Genomic DNA, 322 nt, shown 5'->3' with positions numbered 1-322 from the left:
GACATGTTATAAGTGTTTTATTAAAAGTGCGGGTGAAGGGAGTCGAACCCCCACGCCAAAGGCGCCAGATCCTAAGTCTGGTGCGTCTGCCAATTCCGCCACACCCGCATACTATATTTTAAAATATGGGGCGACTGATGGGAATCGAACCCACGAATGCCGGAGCCACAATCCGGTGCGTTAACCACTTCGCCACAGTCGCCATAGTTACTGGTGCCGGCTAGAGGACTTGAACCCCCAACCTACTGATTACAAGTCAGTTGCTCTACCAATTGAGCTAAGCCGGCATATATGGTGGAGGATGACGGGATCGAACCGCCGA

3 tRNA genes are annotated in these 322 nt (G+C 51.9%); all 3 read right to left on the bottom strand.

Annotated elements, in window-relative coordinates:
* Positions 1–27: 27 nt before the first annotated feature.
* A tRNA-Leu gene (locus MR059_RS21590) sits at positions 28–108 on the bottom strand.
* A gap of 18 nt (positions 109–126) precedes the next feature.
* A tRNA-His gene (locus MR059_RS21585) sits at positions 127–202 on the bottom strand.
* Between the two features lie 9 nt (positions 203–211).
* Positions 212–287, bottom strand: a tRNA-Thr gene (locus MR059_RS21580).
* Between the last annotated feature and the right edge of the window lie 35 nt (positions 288–322).

Origin of the sequence: Bacillus cereus group sp. BfR-BA-01522, from assembly GCF_022662635.1 — a bacterium.
Classification (GTDB): Bacteria; Bacillota; Bacilli; order Bacillales; family Bacillaceae_G; genus Bacillus_A; species Bacillus_A cytotoxicus.
The sequence above is the reverse complement of the archived record's forward strand: the minus strand, read 5'-3'. Positions and strand labels throughout refer to the sequence as shown.